Annotated in this window: 14 protein-coding genes, 1 tRNA gene and 1 pseudogene; 5 read left to right on the top strand and 11 right to left on the bottom strand. The window is 71.5% G+C overall.

Annotated features, from left to right (window positions below; genetic code table 11):
- Nucleotides 1-299 (top strand): annotated as a pseudogene (locus tag MK786_RS06080) (NADP-dependent phosphogluconate dehydrogenase); the annotation flags it as partial.
- A gap of 55 nt (nucleotides 300-354) precedes the next feature.
- On the opposite strand, the gene MK786_RS06075 reads toward MK786_RS06080, so the two are convergent.
- Nucleotides 355-1,680, bottom strand: a complete 1,326-nt coding sequence (locus MK786_RS06075; protein WP_241111330.1) for an FAD-binding oxidoreductase — start codon at nucleotides 1,678-1,680, stop codon at nucleotides 355-357.
- An 87-nt stretch (nucleotides 1,681-1,767) separates the two neighbouring features.
- Here MK786_RS06075 and MK786_RS06070 point away from each other — a divergent pair, with 87 nt between their 5' ends.
- The 3 genes from MK786_RS06070 (at nucleotide 1,768) to MK786_RS06060 (ending at nucleotide 5,215) form a co-directional block, all read left to right on the top strand.
- A complete protein-coding gene (locus MK786_RS06070; protein ID WP_241111329.1) occupies nucleotides 1,768-2,763 on the top strand; it encodes an SDR family oxidoreductase in 996 nt (331 codons plus the stop codon).
- 74 nt (nucleotides 2,764-2,837) lie between these two features.
- Nucleotides 2,838-3,566 (top strand): response regulator transcription factor, encoded by a 729-nt coding sequence (locus MK786_RS06065; protein ID WP_241111328.1) that lies wholly within the window; start codon nucleotides 2,838-2,840, stop codon nucleotides 3,564-3,566.
- Nucleotides 3,563-5,215, top strand: a complete 1,653-nt coding sequence (locus tag MK786_RS06060; RefSeq protein ID WP_241111327.1) for a cell wall metabolism sensor histidine kinase WalK — start codon at nucleotides 3,563-3,565, stop codon at nucleotides 5,213-5,215. Before MK786_RS06065 ends, MK786_RS06060 begins: the two co-directional genes overlap by 4 nt.
- A 183-nt stretch (nucleotides 5,216-5,398) precedes the next feature.
- Here MK786_RS06060 and MK786_RS06055 read toward each other — a convergent pair whose 3' ends face one another.
- The 8 genes from MK786_RS06055 to MK786_RS06020 form a co-directional block, all read right to left on the bottom strand.
- Complete coding sequence (locus MK786_RS06055) at nucleotides 5,399-6,967, bottom strand: FAD-dependent oxidoreductase (RefSeq protein ID WP_374200432.1); 1,569 nt, start codon at nucleotides 6,965-6,967, stop codon at nucleotides 5,399-5,401.
- A gap of 4 nt (nucleotides 6,968-6,971) precedes the next feature.
- A complete protein-coding gene (locus MK786_RS06050) occupies nucleotides 6,972-7,529 on the bottom strand; it encodes an MOSC domain-containing protein (RefSeq protein ID WP_241111325.1) in 558 nt (185 codons plus the stop codon).
- Entirely contained in the window at nucleotides 7,526-8,431 is a 906-nt protein-coding gene (locus MK786_RS06045; RefSeq protein ID WP_241111324.1) for an FAD:protein FMN transferase, read from the bottom strand. Before MK786_RS06045 ends, MK786_RS06050 begins: the two co-directional genes overlap by 4 nt.
- Nucleotide 8,432: 1 nt before the next feature.
- Nucleotides 8,433-8,912 carry a hypothetical protein gene (locus tag MK786_RS06040; RefSeq protein WP_241111323.1) on the bottom strand — a complete coding sequence of 160 codons (480 nt, stop codon included), beginning with the start codon at nucleotides 8,910-8,912 and terminating at the stop codon, nucleotides 8,433-8,435.
- Between the two features lie 88 nt (nucleotides 8,913-9,000).
- Nucleotides 9,001-11,712 carry an HAD-IC family P-type ATPase gene (locus tag MK786_RS06035; RefSeq protein ID WP_241111322.1) on the bottom strand — a complete coding sequence of 904 codons (2,712 nt, stop codon included), beginning with the start codon at nucleotides 11,710-11,712 and terminating at the stop codon, nucleotides 9,001-9,003.
- 8 nt (nucleotides 11,713-11,720) lie between these two features.
- The gene (locus MK786_RS06030; protein WP_241111321.1) at nucleotides 11,721-12,755 is read right to left on the bottom strand and encodes a ribose-phosphate diphosphokinase; all 1,035 of its coding nucleotides are present in this window, start codon (nucleotides 12,753-12,755) and stop codon (nucleotides 11,721-11,723) included.
- Nucleotides 12,730-14,202, bottom strand: a complete 1,473-nt coding sequence (glmU, locus tag MK786_RS06025; protein WP_241111320.1) for a bifunctional UDP-N-acetylglucosamine diphosphorylase/glucosamine-1-phosphate N-acetyltransferase GlmU — start codon at nucleotides 14,200-14,202, stop codon at nucleotides 12,730-12,732. The genes MK786_RS06030 and glmU overlap by 26 nt, the downstream gene beginning before the upstream one ends.
- Before the next feature lies 1 nt (nucleotide 14,203).
- A tRNA-Gln gene (locus tag MK786_RS06020) sits at nucleotides 14,204-14,275 on the bottom strand.
- Nucleotides 14,276-14,389: 114 nt separating this feature from the next.
- Here MK786_RS06020 and MK786_RS06015 point away from each other — a divergent pair.
- Nucleotides 14,390-14,887, top strand: coding sequence for a MarR family winged helix-turn-helix transcriptional regulator (locus tag MK786_RS06015; protein ID WP_241111319.1), 498 nt, complete (start codon nucleotides 14,390-14,392; stop codon nucleotides 14,885-14,887).
- 6 nt (nucleotides 14,888-14,893) lie between these two features.
- On the opposite strand, the gene MK786_RS06010 is transcribed toward MK786_RS06015, so the two are convergent.
- Complete coding sequence (locus MK786_RS06010; protein ID WP_241111318.1) at nucleotides 14,894-16,723, bottom strand: ABC-F family ATP-binding cassette domain-containing protein; 1,830 nt, start codon at nucleotides 16,721-16,723, stop codon at nucleotides 14,894-14,896.
- Between the two features lie 103 nt (nucleotides 16,724-16,826).
- Nucleotides 16,827-18,188 (bottom strand): GNAT family N-acetyltransferase, encoded by a 1,362-nt coding sequence (locus MK786_RS06005; protein ID WP_241111317.1) that lies wholly within the window; start codon nucleotides 18,186-18,188, stop codon nucleotides 16,827-16,829.
- Nucleotides 18,189-18,219: the final 31 nt, after the last annotated feature.

Raw genomic sequence — 18,219 nt, 5'->3', positions numbered from 1 at the left:
CCCCCGACCTGCCCGTGCTGCTCACCGCCCCCTACTTCGTCGAGGCACTCGGCCGCGCCCAGGACGCCTGGCGCCGCATCGTCGCCACCGCCGCGGCAGCCGGCATCCCCGCCCCCGCCTTCTCCTCCTCCCTCGCCTACTACGACGGCCTCCGCGCCGAACGCCTCCCCGCCGCCCTCATCCAAGGACAACGCGACTTCTTCGGCGCCCACACCTACCAGCGCACCGACAAACCCGGCACCTTCCACACCCTCTGGTCCGGCGACCGCACCGAGATCGAAGCCCAAGACACCCACTGACCGCGTGACGACGAAGGCCCTCGCCGATCCGGCGAGGGCTTCGTCGTCGGCTGCGTCAGCTCGGTGCGATGTTGTGGTTGCGGCAGAAGCGGTTCTGCGGGTCGAACCGGCGCTTGATCTCGGCCAGGCGCGCGATCGTCTCAGGTGAGTACATCCGCGTCACGATCGCGGGATCGGTCGTGACGGTGAAGTTGCCATAGAGCCCCGCCCCCAGCGCCTCGATCGCGTCCCACTCGGCCTGGATGAGCGGGCGGTTGCCGTCATGGATGAGCCCCGGGATGTCAAAGGCGCCGGCCATCGCGAACCACGTCGCGGTGCGAGCCGGGAACGGGGTGTCTTCCTGGGCGACGTCGCCGAAGGCGCCGCCCAGCGAGCGGAGGAAGAGCACGGACGCCTGGTTCGCCTCGCGGAACGACACGAGCCGGTCGATGGCGTCGTCGGTCAGCGCGTCGAGCAGGGTGTTGCCGCCGACGAAGCCCGGCATGGGCTGGTCGGGGTCGGCGGGCGGTGCGTCCATCAGGATGTCGGGGTAGCTCCGCGCGCCCAGCTCGGTCACGGTGACACCGTCGAGCGCGAGGAGCGGCGCGAGCGCGGCGCGGGCCGCGTCTTCGTCGTCGCCGATCCAGCACGCCGTGATCGTCGCCCCGGCCGGAGCATTCGGGTCCATCGCCGGGACGTCCATGTAGGTGACGGTGAGATCGCGCGGGGCCGTGCTCATCGTGTCGCGCAGCGCACGCAGCACCGGCCGCGCGTCGCCGTCGACCCCGAGGGTCGCGAAGACGACCCCCGGCAGCGGGTGCGCGCGGAAATCGAACCGCGTCACGACGCCGAAGTTGCCGCCGCCGCCGCGCAGCGCCCACAGCAGGTCGGCGTGGGATGCCTCGTTCACCTCGAGCACGTCGCCGCGCGCGGTCACGACCTGGGCGCCGACGAGCTGATCGGCGGCAAGCCCCCACGCCCGCACCATCCAGCCGATGCCGCCGCCGAGGGTGAGGCCCCCGACACCGACGGACGCGGTGTCGCCGGAGCTGACGCCCAGCCCGTGCCGGGCGAGTTCGGCCGCGACCGCGCCCCACGTGGCGCCGCCGCCGACTTGCACGAGCGTGCCGTCGACGCGGATGTCATCCACTCCGCTGAGGTCGAGCGTGAGCCCGCCGGGGACGGCACCCCACACGCTGTGGCCACCGCACCGGATCATGACGTCGAGACGTTCGGAGGCGGCGTAGCGCACGCCGGCGCGGACGTCGTCGACGGTCGAGGCACGGACGATGATGGTGGGCTCTCCCACACCGGAGTGGAAGGAACGGGCGGCATCCCAATCGGCGTCGCCGGGCTTGACGACCGTTCCGGCCGCCAGATCTGTCAGAGAGAGATCAGTCACCCGCGTCACGGTAACGCGCAGCGCCGACATCCGGTAGGCCCGTTCCTGCCACGGAGCGCAGCGTGCCCGCCAGGCTAGGGTCGGACGATGACCCCCACGCGAGTCCTCTACATCGGCGGAACCGGAACGATCAGCGCGTCGTGCGTGAAGCGCAGCCTCGCCGCCGGTCACGACGTCACAGTCCTCAACCGCGGCTCGGCGAGGCGTGTCCTCCCGGACGGCGTCCGCGAGGTGGTCGGCGATGTCCGCGACCCGCAGTCGGTGCGCGATGCCGTCGGCGGCGCCGAGTTCGATGTGATCGCCGAGTTCCTCGCGTTCACGCCGGAGCACGTGCAGCAGGACCTCGACCTCTTCGAGGGGCGCACCGGGCAGTACGTCTTCATCAGCTCGGCCTCCGCCTACGAAAAGCCGCCGCGCCGCCTGCCGGTGACCGAGTCGACGCCGCTGCGCAACCCGTACTGGCGCTACTCGCGCGACAAGATCGCGTGCGAGGACCTGCTCGTCGCCGCGCACCGCGAGCGCGGTCTGCCCGTGACGATCATCCGCCCGTCGCACACCTACGACGAGCGGCTCCTCCCCACCCTCGGCGGCTGGACGGACATCGCCCGCATGCGAGAGGGCCGGCCCGTCGTGATCCACGGCGACGGCACGAGCCTGTGGACCATCACGCACAGCGACGACTTCGCCGTGGCGTTCGCCGGCCTCCTCGGCAATCCCGCGGCGATCGGCGACGCGTTCACGATCACGGGCTCGCACGCGCCCACCTGGAATCAGATCTACGCCTGGCTGGCCGATGCGGCCGGGGTGCGGCATCCCGACTTCGTCCACGTCGCCTCCGAGACGATCGCCGCGTTCGATCCCGAGCTCGGCCCCACGCTCCTCGGAGACAAGGCCCACTCGATGGTCTTCGACAACCGAAAGGTCACCGAGCTGGTGCCGGACTTCCGCACGACCATCACGTTCGATGAGGGCGCGCGCCGCATCGTCGCGCACTACGACGCGCACCCCGAGGAGCAGCGGGTGGACGCGGACCACGATGCGCTGTTCGATCGCATCGCCGCCCACGCCCGCTCGGCCGGCTGAGGGCGCGGCGCACTCACAGCACGCGCATAGCCCGCTCCATAGGAAGCACATAGGAACGCGAGCACAATGGACGCATGACCAACGCCTCGCCTGCCCTCCTGCGCCCCGACGGGTCGCCGCTGCGCGTGCTCGTCGTCGACGACGAGCAGATGCTCACCGACCTGCTGTCGATGGCCCTGCGCATGGAGGGCTGGGAGGTGCGGGCCGCGGGCTCGGGCTTCGAAGCGCTGCAGGCGGCGCGCGAGTTCTCACCCGACGCGATGGTGCTCGACGTCATGATGCCCGACCTCGACGGCATGGCGGTGCTGCAACGGCTGCGCCAGTCGGGCGACGACGTGCCCGTGCTCTTCCTCACCGCGAAGGACGCCGTGAGCGACCGGGTCGCCGGGCTCACGGCGGGTGGCGACGACTACGTCACGAAGCCGTTCTCGCTCGAAGAGGTGGTGGCGCGACTGCGGGGACTCATGCGCCGCGCAGGCACCGCTCACGCGTCCGGCGCCGAGCCGATTCTGCGCGTCGCCGACCTCACGCTCAACGAGGACAGCCACGAGGTCGAGCGCGGCGGTGACGAGATCGACCTCACCGCGACCGAGTTCGAACTGCTCCGCTACCTCATGCGCAATCAGCGCCGCGTCGTGTCGAAGGCGCAGATCCTCGACCGCGTGTGGAACTACGACTTCGGCGGCCGGTCGAGCGTCGTGGAGCTGTACATCTCGTACCTGCGCAAGAAGATCGATCAGGGTCGCGAGCCGCTCATCCACACGGTGCGGGGAGTCGGCTACATGATCAAGGCGCCGTCATGACGGACCCGCGGGGCGACGCGTCCGCGCAGCCGTCGGCGCCGGTCGCCGCGCCGGCGCTCGCCGCCGGGGCCGAGCCGGACCCGAGCGACGCTGCCGCCGACGCCGACGCCGCTGCCGCTGCCGGTGCCGCTGTCGACGACAAGACCGTGGCGGACGCCTCGGCCGCGGCATCCGCTCGTCGCCCCTGGACTCTGCAGCGCAAGCTGATCGTGACCGTCGTCGCGATCACCTCGTTCATCATGGTGCTCGTCGGCGTCGCGACGAGCGCGATCCTCGGCGGCGTGCTCGAGGACGGCCTCAACAGCAGGGTCACCAGTGCCGCCGAGCGCACCGCCGTGCTGGTGCGCGGCTACATCGCCCAGGGCTGGACGGCGCAGGAGATCCTCGAGGAGCAGCCCCAGCAGCCCGGGTTCCTGCTCGCGATCCAGACGCCGCCGGACGCCCCGACGGCGGCCGTGGTGGAGTCCGACACCACCGTGACGGAGCTCACCCAAGACCAGATCGGCGACCTCGCCGACGGCCTGCGCAGCGAGACGCCCTCGGTCGTGACGATCGACGGGCTCGGCAGCTTCCGCGTCGAAGGGCAGCCGAGCGGTGCGTCGGTGGTCGTCGTCGGCATCTCCCGTGACGAGGTCGCGAGCTCGATCGGCCGGATGCTCACCACGATCGGGCTCCTCACCGCAGGCGGCCTCATCCTGCTCGCCCTCGCGACGGCCTGGACGATCCGCGCCGGTCTCGCTCCGCTGCGCGCCGTGGCGGCGACCGCCGAGCGCGTGTCGGCGCTCCCGCTCGATCAGGGTGAGGTGTCGATCCCCGAGCGCGTGCCCGCCCACCAGGCGGACCCGCGCACCGAGGTCGGGCGGGTCGGCGAGGCACTGAACACCCTGCTCGATCACGTCGGCACGTCGCTCACCGCCCGTCAGCGCAACGAGGAGCGCATGCGCACCTTCGTCGCCGACGCCAGCCACGAGCTGCGCACGCCGCTCGCCTCGATCCGGGGATACTCGGAGCTCTCGCTGCGCGCCCTGTCGAAGGACCACGGAGCCGCGACGATCGAGACGACCGAGTCCTCGCTCGAGCGGATCCAGGCGCAGTCGCTGCGCATGACCCGCCTCGTCGAGGACCTGCTGCTCCTGGCCCGCCTGGACGAGGGCCAGGAGCTCGTCTACGGCGCCGTCGACCTCACGCGGCTCGCGCTCGAGGCCGTCGGCGACGCGCGGCCGGCGGGTCCCGACCACACCTGGGTGCTCGAGCTCGCGGATGAGCCGGTCCACGTGGCCGGCGACGCCGGACGCCTGCACCAGGTGGTCGCTAACCTGCTCGCCAACGCCCGCACCCATACGCCCGAGGGCACGACGGTCACCGTCGCCGTGGAGCGCGACGGCGGTATGGCGGTGCTGCGCGTGCACGACGACGGGCCGGGCATCGACCCCGCGCTCCGCGACGAGCTCTTCGAGCGCTTCTCGCGCGCCGACCGGTCGCGCGCACGCCAGACCGGCGGCACCGGCTTGGGGCTGTCGATCGCCCGCGCGATCGTCGACGCCCACGGCGGCTCGATCACCGTCGAGAGCGCACCCGGTTCGACGACCTTCGAGGTGCGCCTTCCCGCGCGCCCCCGCGACCCCGGGGCCGCCGCGGGCGGCGCGTAGCCCCGGCTCGCAGCATCCCCCACCCGTGCTCCCCCTTCAGCCGCGCCGTATGCGCGGTTGCCGGCGACCCCCACCGCAAATCGGCGCGGTTCGGTGAGCACCCTCGAACCTCAACCGCACCGAAGTGCGCGTCGGCAGGCGCCGGCAGGGCCGAATGCCGCGGCTGAAGCGGGTGCCGCCGGCTCAGTACCCGCTGAAGGCGTCGGTCGTGATCGAGCGGGCGCGCTCGAGGGCGGGCGAGAGGTCCGCGATCAGCCCTGCCGGACCCGAGATGTACGCGTGGCGGGACGCGATGTCGGGCACGACGCGCATGAGGCCCTCGGCATCGAGCCGCACGCCGCGCGCCCACATCCAGTTCGCGGGAAGATCGGCGGGCCGGTCGCGGGTGAAGACGATCACGGGGATGCCGGATGCCTCGATGTCTTCGCGGTACGCGAGCTCCGACGCGTCCGAGGCGACGTAGACGAGGATGATGTCGCGCTCCTCGCCCGCCGCCCGCACGTGGCGCAGCTGCGACACGAACGGGGTGACGCCGATGCCCGCCGCCACCATCAGGATGGGAGCCGCCGCGCGCTTGGGCAGCACGAAGTCGCCCCACACGCCGGTGATCGCCAGACGCTGTCCTTCGGCGACCTGCGCGAGGGCCTTCTTGTACGAGCTCTGCGGCTTGGCCGACGCGGCGGTGTTCTCCTTGAACGCCACGCGCAGCTCGGGGAGGTCGTCGGGCGCCGATGCGATGCTGAACTCGCGTCGCGTGCCGCGCGCGTCGGGGTGCGCATGCGGCACCTCGAGCTCGAGGTACTGACCCGGCACGAACGAGAGCCGGTCGTGCACGCGGAACGTCAGCTCCCGGACGGTCGGCGTCCGGTCGGCGCGAGACGCGAGGGTGAGGCGCACCGCCGTGCGCACCGCGAAGGCGAACGCGATGGCGTTGCCGATGAGGAGCGCGCGCTCCTGTCCGAGCGAGATCTCGCCGAGCGGGATCGGCCAGCCCGCGAGCACTCCGACGATGCCGGCGACGGTGAACTGCTGCCAGCGGCGCGGCGGGAGGGTCAGCGGCTCGGACAGCATGAACGCCCCGAGGAAAAGGAACGGCGACGACCACAGGATCTGCCAGAACACGGCCATCGAGTCGACGTCGAGCCCCGCCGCCTGCGATTGGGCGGCGGTGCGCAGCACGGCGATCGCGACGGCGGCCACGAGGAACACCGCGACCACGCGCAGCTTCTCGGTGCGCCACAGCACCGCGAGTCCGAGGACGATCACGGGGCCGGCGAGGGCCGGCGTGCCGACCCACCACGATGACGCGCCCAGGTCGGGCCACGCGAGGCTCAGCAGCGTGAGCACGGTCGCGCCCACCGCCGCGGGGTTGAAGATGTGCCGGCCGCGCCACGCGAGGACGTACTTGGAGAGGGATGCCGCGGCCCCCGCGATCGCGATGCCGGCGAGGCCGGCCACCTCGAGTGTCGGGCGCAGGACGAACAGCAGGATGTGCGCGGTGATCAGCGACGACTCGATACGCCACGGGAGGTGCAGGAGGCGCTGGGCCGTGGCATCCACTCCCCCGCACACGATCGAGAGCACCGCGAGCGTCGCGATCAGCTCCAGGGGATCCGGGCCGACGAGGTCGAAGAACGACAGCGCGAACGCGATGACGGCGAGGGTCGCGAGGGCGACGTACACGACGCGGTACATCGAGACGCGCCCGAGGAGGGCGAAGACGCGGTTCCAGAGGGAGGTGAGCGAGGTGATCACGTCACACCACCGGGAGGCGCTCGTGGGCACCGGACGGCAGGATGACGCGGATGCCGTCTCCCGGCCTCACCACGCCGCCGGACACGACGACCGACATGACGCCCGTCAGGCGCACGGTCTCACCCTCGTCGTCCACGTATACGAGCTCCTTCATCAGGCCCTTCGAGAGACCGTTGATCTGCGAGCACGGATTGCGCAGCCCGGTGATCTCGACCACCGCGCCCTCGCCGATCTCGAGGCGCGTGCCGCGCGGGAGTCCCAGCAGGTCGACGCCGACGGTCGTGATGTTCTCGCCCAGCGCGCCCGGCTCGACCCCGTGCCCGCGCTCGGCCATGAGGTCGAACAGCTCGGAGTGGATCAGGTGCACCTGACGCAGATTCGGGCTCGAGGGGTCGCGTCTCACCCGCGAGAGGTGCTGCACCGTCGCCCCCGCATGCGCGTCGCCTTCCACGCCGTAGCCGGCGATGAGGGTGATCTCGTCGCGGGTGGGCTTGCTGAACCGATGGGCATCGTCGCGCGCGACGGCGAGGACCTGTGCGGAGGCTGGCGACGGGGTCACCACTCCACGCTAGCCTCTCGCGTGAACAGGTCGGCACCGCACCCGGGCGACCACTCCGCGCGCCCGTCGGTGGTCATGCGCACCCACTCGACGCCCCATGCGTGCGCGAGCCGCGGGCCGCCGTCGAAGAAGAGCGCCGTCGCGATGGCATCCGCCCGCATCGCTGTCGGCGCTACCGCCCACGTCGCCGCGAACGTCCGCACGGGAGCGCCCGTGCGCGCGTCCAGCACGTGATGAAGGCCGTCGCCCCACGCGCGCCGGTTGACCGCCGATGCGCAGAGTGCGGCATCCGCCACCTGCCACACGCCGATCGCGCGCCGGTCGTCGAATGGGTGCTCGAGCCCGATGCGCTGCGGTGCACCGCGGACCGCGATGTCTCCCCCGGCGTCGACGACGATCGATCCGTCGACGGCATCCGCCAGCTCGGCGGCCACGAGGTCGACGAGCCGACCCTTGCCGAGGGCGCCCACGTCGATCACCGCGGGGCGATGGAGGGTGAGGATGCCGCGGTCCCAGGTCAGCGCCTCTGTCCAGTCCGCCGGGGCGGCGACCGGCTCACTCGCCGTGAGGGCGTAGTCCGCGCCGTAGCCGAGCCGCTCGAGCGACCGGCCAACGAGCGGGTTCACTGCTCCCGAGGTGGCCGCCGACAGCTCGGCATAGGCGTCGAGCATCGCCGCAGCATCCGCCGGCGCGGTGGCCGAGCCGCCGGCTGCACCGAGTTCCGAGACGATCGAATCGGGGCGGAACCGCGACCACTCCGCGTCGAAGCGCTCGATGACAGCGAGCACGTCGCGGCGCACGGCACCGCCGAGCGGCTCCTCGGTGACGACCTCCCACCCCGTGCCGATCGCGTCGAACCGCCACGGGACGACGGCCGGATGTGCCGGCTTCGAGCCGGACATGTCAGGCGGCCGCTTCGGCCTTGATCGTCTCGATCGCCTGGTTGAACCCGCCGCTCGTGAGGGACGACCCGGCGATGCGGCTGACCGAGATCTCGTCGATGTCCTTGCCGACCACGACATCGGAGATGCCGCCGATGAACTCGCTCTGGTACTTCTCGGACTCCGACTTCTGCGGATCCCCCACGACATCGACGGCGGTGATCACGTCGTCCTCGAGCGTCACGGTGACCGAGATCTGCTCAACGCTCTCGGGGGTCGGGTATGCCCCCACCGCGGTGTAGGTGCCGTCGGCGTACGTGCCTCCGCCACCGGTACCGCCGACCGAGCCGTTCGACCCGTTCCCCGTGTCGGCGGTGTCGCCGTTCTGGCCGGTCGTGGCGGCCGGAGCGCACCCAGCGAGGACGACGGCGCCGGCGATCCCCACGAGAGCCGCCGCGACCCGGACGGGGGCGGTCTGTCGGGATGCGGGGGGACGGATCATGGTGTCCTTCTTCTGCCGGGCCTCGGGCGGGGGTGCACCTAGAACGCTAGCGGCTGCGTCCCTGCATCGTCGCGGCGTTCGCTATGAGTCACCTCCGAGGAAGGGTGCGGCGCCGCAGTGCCTTGATGCACTCCACGGCCAGGAAGACGGCGATCGACAGCACCACCGGGAGCACCCACGACGAGGCCGCGAGAGGTCGCGACCCGAACAGGTCGTTCATGAACGGAACGTACGTGTAGAACAGCTGCAGCGCGACGAGCGCGAAAGCGGACCACCAGACGACGCGGTTGCCGCGCAGCACGTCAGTCGTGAGGCTCGACGTCCGGAGGAATCGGCAGTTGAGCAGGTAGGCGAGCTGACCGAGCGCGAGCATGGCGACGGCCTCGGTGCGGGCGTAGGCGAGATCTGCGCCGCCGGCGAGCGCGGCGGCGAACACGCCCAGCGTCACCCCGCCGATCAGCAGCGAGACCGCGAGCACAAGTCCGATCTCGCGCCGGTCGATGAGGGGACCGCCGGGAGTCCTGGGCGGGCGGGTCATGATCCCCTTCTCGGCAGGCTCGTACGCCAGGGCGAGCGACAGCGTGATCGCGGTGACCATGTTGATCCACAGCACCTGCACCGGCGTGAGCGGGAGGGTGAAGCCGAACACCACGGCGACGAGGATCACCAGCGACTGCGCGCCGTTCGTCGGAAGCAGGAAGACGACCGACTTGCGCAGGTTGTCGTAGATCCGGCGCCCCTCGCGCACCGCGGAGCGGATCGTGGCGAAGTTGTCGTCGGCGAGGACGATCTCGGCGGCCTCCTTGGTGGCCTCGGTGCCCTTGATCCCCATCGCGATGCCGACGTTCGCCCGCGTGAGGGCGGGCGCGTCGTTGACGCCGTCGCCCGTCATCGCTACGACTTCGTCGTGCGCCTGCAGCGCGCGCACGATGCGGATCTTGTGCTCGGGGCTGGCCCGCGCGTACACGTCGACGTCGCGCACCACCTCCTTGAGCTGCTCCTGGGTCATGGCCTCGAGCTCCGCGCCGGTGAGCACGGAGACCTCGTCGTCGTGGGCGAGGCCGAGGTCGCGGCTGATCGCGACCGCGGTGCCCGCGTGGTCGCCGGTGATCATCTTCACGCTGATGCCCGCGGCGTGGCAGTCGGCGATCGCCTCCACCGCTTCGGGGCGAGGCGGATCGAGGATGCCCCACACCCCGAGGAACTCCAGGTCGTCCAGGTCGTCGACCGCCAGGGTGCCCATGTCCGCCGGCACCGGACGGCGGGCTGCCGCAAGCACGCGCAGGCCGCTTCGGCCGAGGTCGTCGATCACGGACTCCCACAGCCGGATGTCGAGGGCCTCCGGGCCCGCTGCACCGCGCTGACGCGTCGAGCGGTCGAGCAGTCGGTCGGGGGCGCCCTTCACCAGGATGGCGCGCGACCCCTCGGCGCCCTCGTTGAGGCTGGCCATGAACTTGTTCGCCGAGTCGAACGGCACGACGGCGACGCGGGCGCTGCCGGCGGACTTCACACCGCCCTTCATCGCGACCACCTTGAGCGCGCCCTCCGTCGGCTCGCCGACGAGTGTCCAGCGGCGCGCGCCCGGAGTCGACTCGTCGGCGACGATGTGTGCGTCGTTGCAGAGCGTCGCCACCCCGAGGATGGCCGCGAGGTCGCGGCCGTCGCCGACTTCCCCGCGCGGCCGGATCTCGCCCTCCGGGTCGTATCCGAGCCCGGTGACGTCGTAGGAGCCCAGTGGCGTGACGATGCGCTCCACCGTCATCTCGTTCTTCGTGAGGGTGCCGGTCTTGTCGGAGCAGATCGTCGTGACCGAGCCCAGCGTCTCGACGGCGGGGAGCTTGCGGGTGATCGCATTGCGCCGCGCCATCTGCTGCACGCCGATCGCGAGGGTGATCGTCACGAGCGCGGGCAGCCCCTCGGGGATCGCGGCGACCGCGAAGCCGATCGCCGCGGAGATCAGCTCGTCGAACGGCATAGCATGCAGGAACCGGCCGATCGCGAGCATGATCGCGGCCATGCCCAGGATCACGAGGGTGAGGACACGGCCGAACGAGTCGAGCTGCTTCGTCAGCGGGGTGTCGAGCGACCCCGCCTCGCCGACGAGGGTCTGGATCCTGCCGATCTCGGTGCGCTCGCCGGTCGCCGTCACGATGCCACGGCCCTGACCTGCCGAGACGATGGTCCCCGAGAACGCCATCGACGCGCGATCCCCCACGCCGGCGTCGACCGCGACAGGATCCGTGTTCTTCGACGACGGCACCGACTCGCCGGTGAGCGCGGCTTCCTCGACGCGCAGCTGGAAGGCCTCGAAGAGGCGGACATCGGCGGGAACCTTGTCGCCGGGCATGAGCCGCACGACGTCTCCCGGCACGAGGTCGGCGGCGGGTGCCGTCGCCCACGCGCCGTCGCGGCGCACGCGGGCTTCGGCGGACAGCATCCCGCGGATGCCTGCGAGGGCCTTCTCGGCGCGACCCTCCTGCACGAAGCCGATCACGGCATTGATGATGGCGACGGCCATGATGACCCAGAACTCGAGCCAGTCCGCCATGATCGCCTTGATCACTGCGGCGCCGAGCAGGATGTAGATCAGCGTGTCGTTGAAGTGCGCGAGGAAGCGCAGGATCGGATGCGTGCGCCGGGGCTCGGGCAGGAGGTTCGGCCCGACCTCACGCAGTCGGTCGGCCGCGGCATCCGACGAGAGTCCTGCGGTCCTGGTCGCGAGTGCCGTCTCGACCTCGCCGACCGGCAGCGAGTGCGGGCGCTCGACGCGGTACTCGCCGACCGCTCGCGGCTCGCCCATGGGTCGGCTCAGGCCGCCCCGTCGAACATGCTCGTGACGGAGCCGTCCTCGAAGACCTCGTGGATCGCCCGCGCGAGCAGCGGTGCGATCGGAAGAACCGTCAGGCTCGGGAAGCGCTTCTCGTCGGGGATGGGGATCGTGTCGGTGACGACGACCTCGTCGATGGCGTCGCTCTGCAGGCGCTGCGCTGCGGGATCGCTGAAGATGGGGTGCGTCGCGGCAACGATGACGCGCACCGCGCCGTTCGCCTTGAGGGCCTCGGCGGCCTTCACGATCGTGCCGCCGGTGTCGATCATGTCGTCGACGAGCAGGCAGACCCGGCCATCGACGTCACCGACGATCTCATTGACCGTGACCTGATTGGCGACGTTGGGGTCGCGACGCTTGTGGATGATCGCCAGCGGGGCGCCGAGGCTGTCAGACCACGTGTCGGCGACCCGCACCCGTCCGGTGTCGGGCGAGACCACGGTCAGCTTCTCGCGGTCCTCCGGCGAGAGCGTCTCCTGGAAGTACTCGAGCAGCACCGGCTTGGCGAAGAGGTGGTCGACCGGGCCGTCGAAGAAGCCCTGGATCTGGGCGGCATGCAGGTCGACGCTCATCACGCGGTCGGCGCCGGCGGTCTTGAGCAGGTCGGCGACCAGCCGCGCGCTGATCGGCTCGCGACCGCGGCCCTTCTTGTCCTGGCGCGAGTACGGGTAGTACGGCGCCACGACGGTGATGCGCTTCGCGCTCGCCCGCTTGGCGGCGTCGAGCATGATGAGCGTCTCCATGAGCCACTCGTTGACCGGTGGGCCGAAGCTCTGGATCAGGAAGAAGTCGCATCCGCGGATCGAGACCTCGAAGCGGGTGAGGATCTCACCCGAGGCGAAGGTGCGGTACTCGGTGGGGACCAGCTCGGTGCCGAGCTGTGCGGCGACGTCGGTCGCCAGGGCGGGGTGCGAGCTGCCGCGCGCGACGACGAGGCGCTTCTTGGTCTTGGCGACCAGTCCGGGCGCGATGTCCTTCTCGCGGTCGAGCTCAACGGTCTTCTTCTTGCGCCCCATCGTCCGCCTTCTGTGCGGACCGAGCCTTGGCGGCGACATCCGCCGCTCCGGTTCCCGGTCTGTTCTTCTCGACCCACCCCTCGACGTTGCGCTGAGGGGCAACGCTGAGAGCAAGGGCACCGGCGGGAACATCCTTGCGGATGACCGCCCCGGCCCCGGTCTTCGCGCCATCTCCGATCCTAACGGGCGCGACGAAGACGTTGTGCGAGCCGGTGTGCACCTCGTCGCCGATCTCGGTGCGGTGCTTGGTCAGATCGTCGTAGTTCGCGGTGATCGCGCCGGCGCCCAGGTTGACCCCCGTCCCGATGGTCGTGTCGCCGATGTACGACAGGTGGGGCACCTTGCTGCGCTCGCCGATCGTGGAGTTCTTCGTCTCGACGAAGGTGCCGATCTTCCCCTTGTCGCCGAGGTACGTGCCCGGGCGCAGGTACGCGAACGGCCCGACGGTGGCGCCCGCGCCGATCACCGCGAGCGTCGCATCGGTGCGCGTGACGACGGCGTTCTCGCCGACCTCGCACGTCACGAGGCTCGTGTCCGGGCCGATCATCGCGCCTGCGCCCACCGAGGTCGCCCGCAGCAGGTGGGTGTTCGGCAGCACCGTCACGTCGGCGGCCAGCGTCACGTCGACGTCGATCCAGGTCGTGGCCGGGTCGAGGATCGTCACGCCCTCGAGCTGCCAGCGGCGCACCGTGCGCGCATTGAGCAGCCGCGCCGCCTCCGAGAGCTGGACGCGGTCGTTCACGCCGAGCGCCGCCGCGGCGTCGGGCGCGGCCGCGGCGGCGACGACGAGGCGCGAGTCGCGCAGCAGCGCGACGACGTCGGTGAGGTACTTCTCGCCCTGAGCGTTGGCGGTGCCCACGAGCGACAGGTGGGCGCGCAGCGCCTCGGCCTCGAACACATAGACGCCCGCGTTGATCTCGTGAACGGATGCCTCGTCCTCGGTGGCGTCCTTCTGCTCGACGATGCGCGTGACCGAGCCGTCGGCGTCGCGGATGATCCGGCCGTACCCGGTGGCGTCGTCGAGCACGGCGCTGAGCACCGTGGCAGCGGCCGCACCCGAGCGGTGCGCGGCGACGAGGGAGGCGAGCGTGTCGGCCTCCAGCAGCGGCACGTCGCCGCTCAGCACGAGCACGTCACCCGTGAAGTCGTCGAGCGCGTCGAGCGCCAGCTCGACGGCGCGGCCGGTGCCCGGCACCTCGTCCTGATCGACGACGACGATGCCGGGCGCCGCGTCGACGACCGCGCCCGCGACGAGGTCGCGCTCGTGGCGCACGACGACGACCACCCGCTCCGGGCCGAGTGCGAGGGCCGTGTCGATCACGTGACCCACGAGCGGGCGTCCGCCGATGCGGTGCAGCACCTTGGGCGTGCTCGACTTCATGCGCGTGCCCTGGCCGGCGGCGAGCACGATCACGGCGAGACTGCGGTCGTCGTTGTTGTGGGTCATGCTCCGCCGCCAGGATTCGAACCTGGGCCTCACAGCTCCAAAGGCTGTCGTGCTGCCGTTACACCACGGCGGATCGCCGCGCTCCGCGGCCGTCGTCAAGTCTGCCAGACCCGCCCGCGCGCGCCCGCCCCAGGTGTCTGCGCCGGGGCGTCACGGGCGCGCCCCGCGGGACCTCGATAATGGGGGGATGGCCAAGGAGACCGACGAGGTCGATCGCATCGTGCAGGCGTGGGTCGCACAGCGACCCGACCTCGACTTCTCGCCGCTCGAGGTGCTCTCGCGCGTCGACCGCCTGTCGCGACACCTCGACCGCGCGCGACGCGACGCGTTCCGCCGCAGCGACCTCGAGCCGTGGGAGTGGGACGTGCTGTCGGCGCTGCGCCGCGCCGGCGAGCCGTTCCAGCTGAGCCCGAAGCAGCTCCTGCAGCAGACGCTGGTGTCGAGCGGCACGATGACCAACCGGATCGACCGCCTCGTCGGGCGCCGTCTCGTGCACCGCGTGGCGGACCCCGACGACGGGCGCAGCATCCTGGTCACCCTCACCGGTGAAGGCAAGACGCGGGTGGATGCCGCGATCACGCGGCTCGTCGACGCCGAAGCGCTGCTCCTGGCCACGCTGTCGCGCGGCGACCGCGACCGGCTCGCCGGCCTGCTGCGCAAACTGAGCCTCGGCTTCGACGTCTGAGCCCGGTCAGCCGAGCTGCTCGGTGAGCTCGAACCAGCGCAGTTCGACGTCGTCCCGCTCGGACTCCAGCTCGCCGATCTTCGCCATCTCGGTGCCGAGCCCGACGTAGTCTGACGGGTCGTGGTCGGCCAGCGCCGTGCGCGCCTTCGTGATCTGCGCCTCGAGCTTCTCGAGCCGGCGCTCGAGCGCCGTGATCTCCTTCTGCGCGGCGCGCAGCTCGGCCCCACTGAGCGCCGGGGTGGACGGTGCCGCGACGGGCGCGGCATCCGTCGTCGCCCTTCCCGCGCTCGACGCGGCTGCACGCTCGCGCTCTCGCAGTCGCAGGTACTCGTCGACCCCGCCGGGCAGGTGGCGCAGGTGACCGCCGAGGATGGCGTACTGCTGGTCGGTGACGCGCTCGATGAAGTAGCGGTCGTGCGAGACGACGAGGAGCGTGCCCGGCCATGTGTCGAGGAGATCCTCCATCGCGGCGAGCATGTCGGTGTCGAGGTCGTTGGTCGGCTCGTCGAGGATCAGCACGTTCGGCTGCTCGAGCAGGATCAGCAGCAGCTGCAGACGGCGCTTCTGGCCGCCCGAGAGGTCCTTCACCGGCGTGGAGAGCTGTGCGCTCGCGAAACCCATGCGCTCGAGGAGCTGACCGGGGGTGAGCTCCTGCGCCTTGGATCCGCTGCCGAAGCTGTAGGTCGTGCGCAGGCGGGCGATCACGACGCGCACCGGGTCGTCGAGGTGCTCTTCGAGCTCGTCCAGGCGCTGCGTCAGGGTGGCGACCTGCACGGTCTTGCCGCGCTTGACGCGACCCGACGTGGGCTCGACGTCGCCCGAGACGAGGCCGAGGAGCGTGGACTTGCCCGCGCCGTTGACGCCGAGGATGCCCGTGCGCTCGCCGGGCGCGATGCGCCACTCGACGGGGTGGAGCACTTCGCGGGCTGGCCCGCCGTCGAGCGCCGGGTAGCTGACCGACGCGTCGAGCAGGTCGACGACGTCCTTGCCGAGCCGGGTGACGGCGAGGGATTGGAGTTCGGTCTTGTCGCGGATCTCGGGCACGTCCGCGATGAGGGCATTGGCCGCGTCGATGCGGAACTTCGGCTTCGACGTGCGCGCCGGCGCTCCGCGACGCAGCCACGCGAGCTCCTTGCGCGCGAGGTTCTGCCGGCGCGCCTCGATCGCCGCTGCCTGCCGGTCGCGCTCGACGCGCTGCAGGATGTAGGCCGCATAGCCGCCCTCGAAGGGCTCGACGACGCGGTCGTGCACCTCCCACGTGCGGGTGCAGACCTCGTCGAGGAACCACCGGTCGTGCGTCACGACCAGCAGTCCGCCCTGGTTCGACGACCACCGGCGCTTGAGATGCTCGGCCAGCCAGGCGATCGCCTCGACGTCGAGGTGGTTCGTCGGCTCGTCGAGGAAGATGACGTCGTGATCGCCGGTGAGGAGCGCGGCGAGGGCGACCCGCCGGCGCTGACCGCCCGAGAGGCTGGTGACCGGGCCGTCCCAGTCGAGGCCCTCCAGCAGCCCCGCGATCACGTCGCGCGTGCGCGCATCGCCCGCCCAGTCGTGCTCGGCGCGATCGCCCACCACCGCCTGCGCGATGGTCAGCGAGTCGTCGAGCGTGTCGGCCTGATCGAGCACGCCGACCCGCACGCCGCTGCGCACCGTGACGCGTCCGGAGTCGGGCTCGAGGCGTCCCGCGAGCATCGCCAGCAGGCTCGACTTGCCGTCGCCGTTGCGGCCGACGATGCCGATGCGGTCGCCCTCGTCGACGCCCAGCGAGACGCCGTCGAAGACGACCTTGGTCGGGAACTCCAGGTGCAGGGCCTCAGCCCCCAGAAGATGTGCCATGTCTCCTCAAGGCTAGGCGAGCGCCGGCGTCTCCCAGCACGCGGTCCCGCGACGCCGCCCCGGGCGGGCGTCAGCACCTGCAGTCGGCGCCGCGGGTGGGCGTTCAGTACCAGATGCTCAGCCGTGGTGCGACGTGCCACGAGAACACGCGCGCGGCAGCCGCCGCATCCGTCGACCGCACCCGGCCTGCGGCGGCCAGCGTCACGAGCGACACTCCACCGAGGTACGCCGCCGAGAGCTCCTCGATGCCGAGCGACACCTCGACGACGCCGTCGGGCGCCGCAGCCCCGTCGGGCCAGGTGCTCACCGTGCCGCGACCGTCGTCGTCGACCATCACGAGGAAGCGGCCGCCCGCAAGCCCCAGCACGTCGGTCACGTCGAGGGCGAGCGAGCCGGGTGCCCCGTAGCGGCGCGCCTCGAGTGCGGCCGGAACGTCGAGGATGCGGACGTACTGATGGTCGCGCAGGGTGACCGTCGCCGCCCGCTGGTCGGCGATCATCCACCGCAGCGGCTCGTCGACCGACAGCTCGCCGGCGTTCACCTCCCCCACCAGGTCGAGCTCGAGCAGGAAGCGCCACAGCGCCGCGTACGCGTCGTCGGTCTCGGCAAGCAGATACCCGACGTGCACGCTCGCCTTCGTGAAGTCGTCGTGATTCTCCTTGACGGTGTACACCGCGACCCCGCGCACCTCTCCGGACGCGTCGGTGTACTGCACGGCGCGCTTCTCGCCCGCCTTCTCGGCGGTGGGGGTGGTGCCCGCGAAGCCGTCCCAGAAGCCGCCCTGCACGTCGATCTCACCGGCGACGCGCAGCCGCACGCGCTCGTGCAGCGGCGCCACGAGCTCGCGGAACCGCTGGCGCGGGATGAAGTCGACGCGGCCGTCGGGGCGCGGGCCGATCCATGTCGCCCGCTTCGTCTCGATGCGCCACGACGCGCTGGCCGCCGCCGAGGCGAAGCCGTAACGGCCGTAGAGCGTCGATTCGCTGACGGTGAGCATGGCCAGCGGCGCGCCTGCGGAGACCGCGACACCGAGCTCACCCTCGAGCATCGCGCGCGCGATGCCGCGGCGGCGGTGCGTGGGTGCCACGGTGACCGCCGAGATCGCGCAGGACGGCAGGGCGGAGCCGCCCGGCACCGTGAGCTGCCCGATCCACGAGGCGATCGTGCCGACCGGGGCGTCGGCGACGGGCGCAGCGGAGTCGTACACGCCCGTCACGCGCCGGTAGGCGCTGCGCTCCCGGCTCGACGCGACCTGTTCGTCGCTGCGCTCGCCGTCCTGGAACCCGCGCGCCGCCGACTGGAGCCACTGCGGATAGTCGTCGCCCGCCACGGGCACGAGGCGGTACTCGAGCCCGTGCTCGGCGAGCCGGGCGCGCGAGCGCTCGTTCACGGGCGCCACCGGGTAGGCGGCGGCATCCACCGTCGTCGCGTCGGCATCGCGCCGGGTGTCGGTGTCGAACGTCATCGTCGTTCCTTCCGTCGAAGTCGTCTGGGGT

The organism is Microbacterium sp. CFH 31415 (assembly GCF_022538185.1).
Lineage (GTDB): Bacteria > Actinomycetota > Actinomycetes > Actinomycetales > Microbacteriaceae > Microbacterium.
The sequence above is the reverse complement of the archived record's forward strand: the minus strand, read 5'-3'. Positions and strand labels throughout refer to the sequence as shown.

What these genes read in the sequence shown, in the direction of transcription:
- MK786_RS06035 (WP_241111322.1), bottom strand. Translation starts at nt 11,712, where the DNA reads ATGGGCGAGCCGCGAGCGGTCGGCGAGTACCGCGTCGAGCGCCCGCAC.
- MK786_RS06040 (WP_241111323.1), bottom strand. Translation starts at nt 8,912, where the DNA reads ATGATCCGTCCCCCCGCATCCCGACAGACCGCCCCCGTCCGGGTCGCG.
- MK786_RS06030 (WP_241111321.1), bottom strand. Translation starts at nt 12,755, where the DNA reads ATGGGGCGCAAGAAGAAGACCGTTGAGCTCGACCGCGAGAAGGACATC.
- MK786_RS06015 (WP_241111319.1), top strand. Translation starts at nt 14,390, where the DNA reads ATGGCCAAGGAGACCGACGAGGTCGATCGCATCGTGCAGGCGTGGGTC.
- glmU (WP_241111320.1), bottom strand. Translation starts at nt 14,202, where the DNA reads ATGACCCACAACAACGACGACCGCAGTCTCGCCGTGATCGTGCTCGCC.
- MK786_RS06065 (WP_241111328.1), top strand. Translation starts at nt 2,838, where the DNA reads ATGACCAACGCCTCGCCTGCCCTCCTGCGCCCCGACGGGTCGCCGCTG.
- MK786_RS06060 (WP_241111327.1), top strand. Translation starts at nt 3,563, where the DNA reads ATGACGGACCCGCGGGGCGACGCGTCCGCGCAGCCGTCGGCGCCGGTC.
- MK786_RS06010 (WP_241111318.1), bottom strand. Translation starts at nt 16,723, where the DNA reads ATGGCACATCTTCTGGGGGCTGAGGCCCTGCACCTGGAGTTCCCGACC.
- MK786_RS06070 (WP_241111329.1), top strand. Translation starts at nt 1,768, where the DNA reads ATGACCCCCACGCGAGTCCTCTACATCGGCGGAACCGGAACGATCAGC.
- MK786_RS06005 (WP_241111317.1), bottom strand. Translation starts at nt 18,188, where the DNA reads ATGACGTTCGACACCGACACCCGGCGCGATGCCGACGCGACGACGGTG.
- MK786_RS06045 (WP_241111324.1), bottom strand. Translation starts at nt 8,431, where the DNA reads ATGTCCGGCTCGAAGCCGGCACATCCGGCCGTCGTCCCGTGGCGGTTC.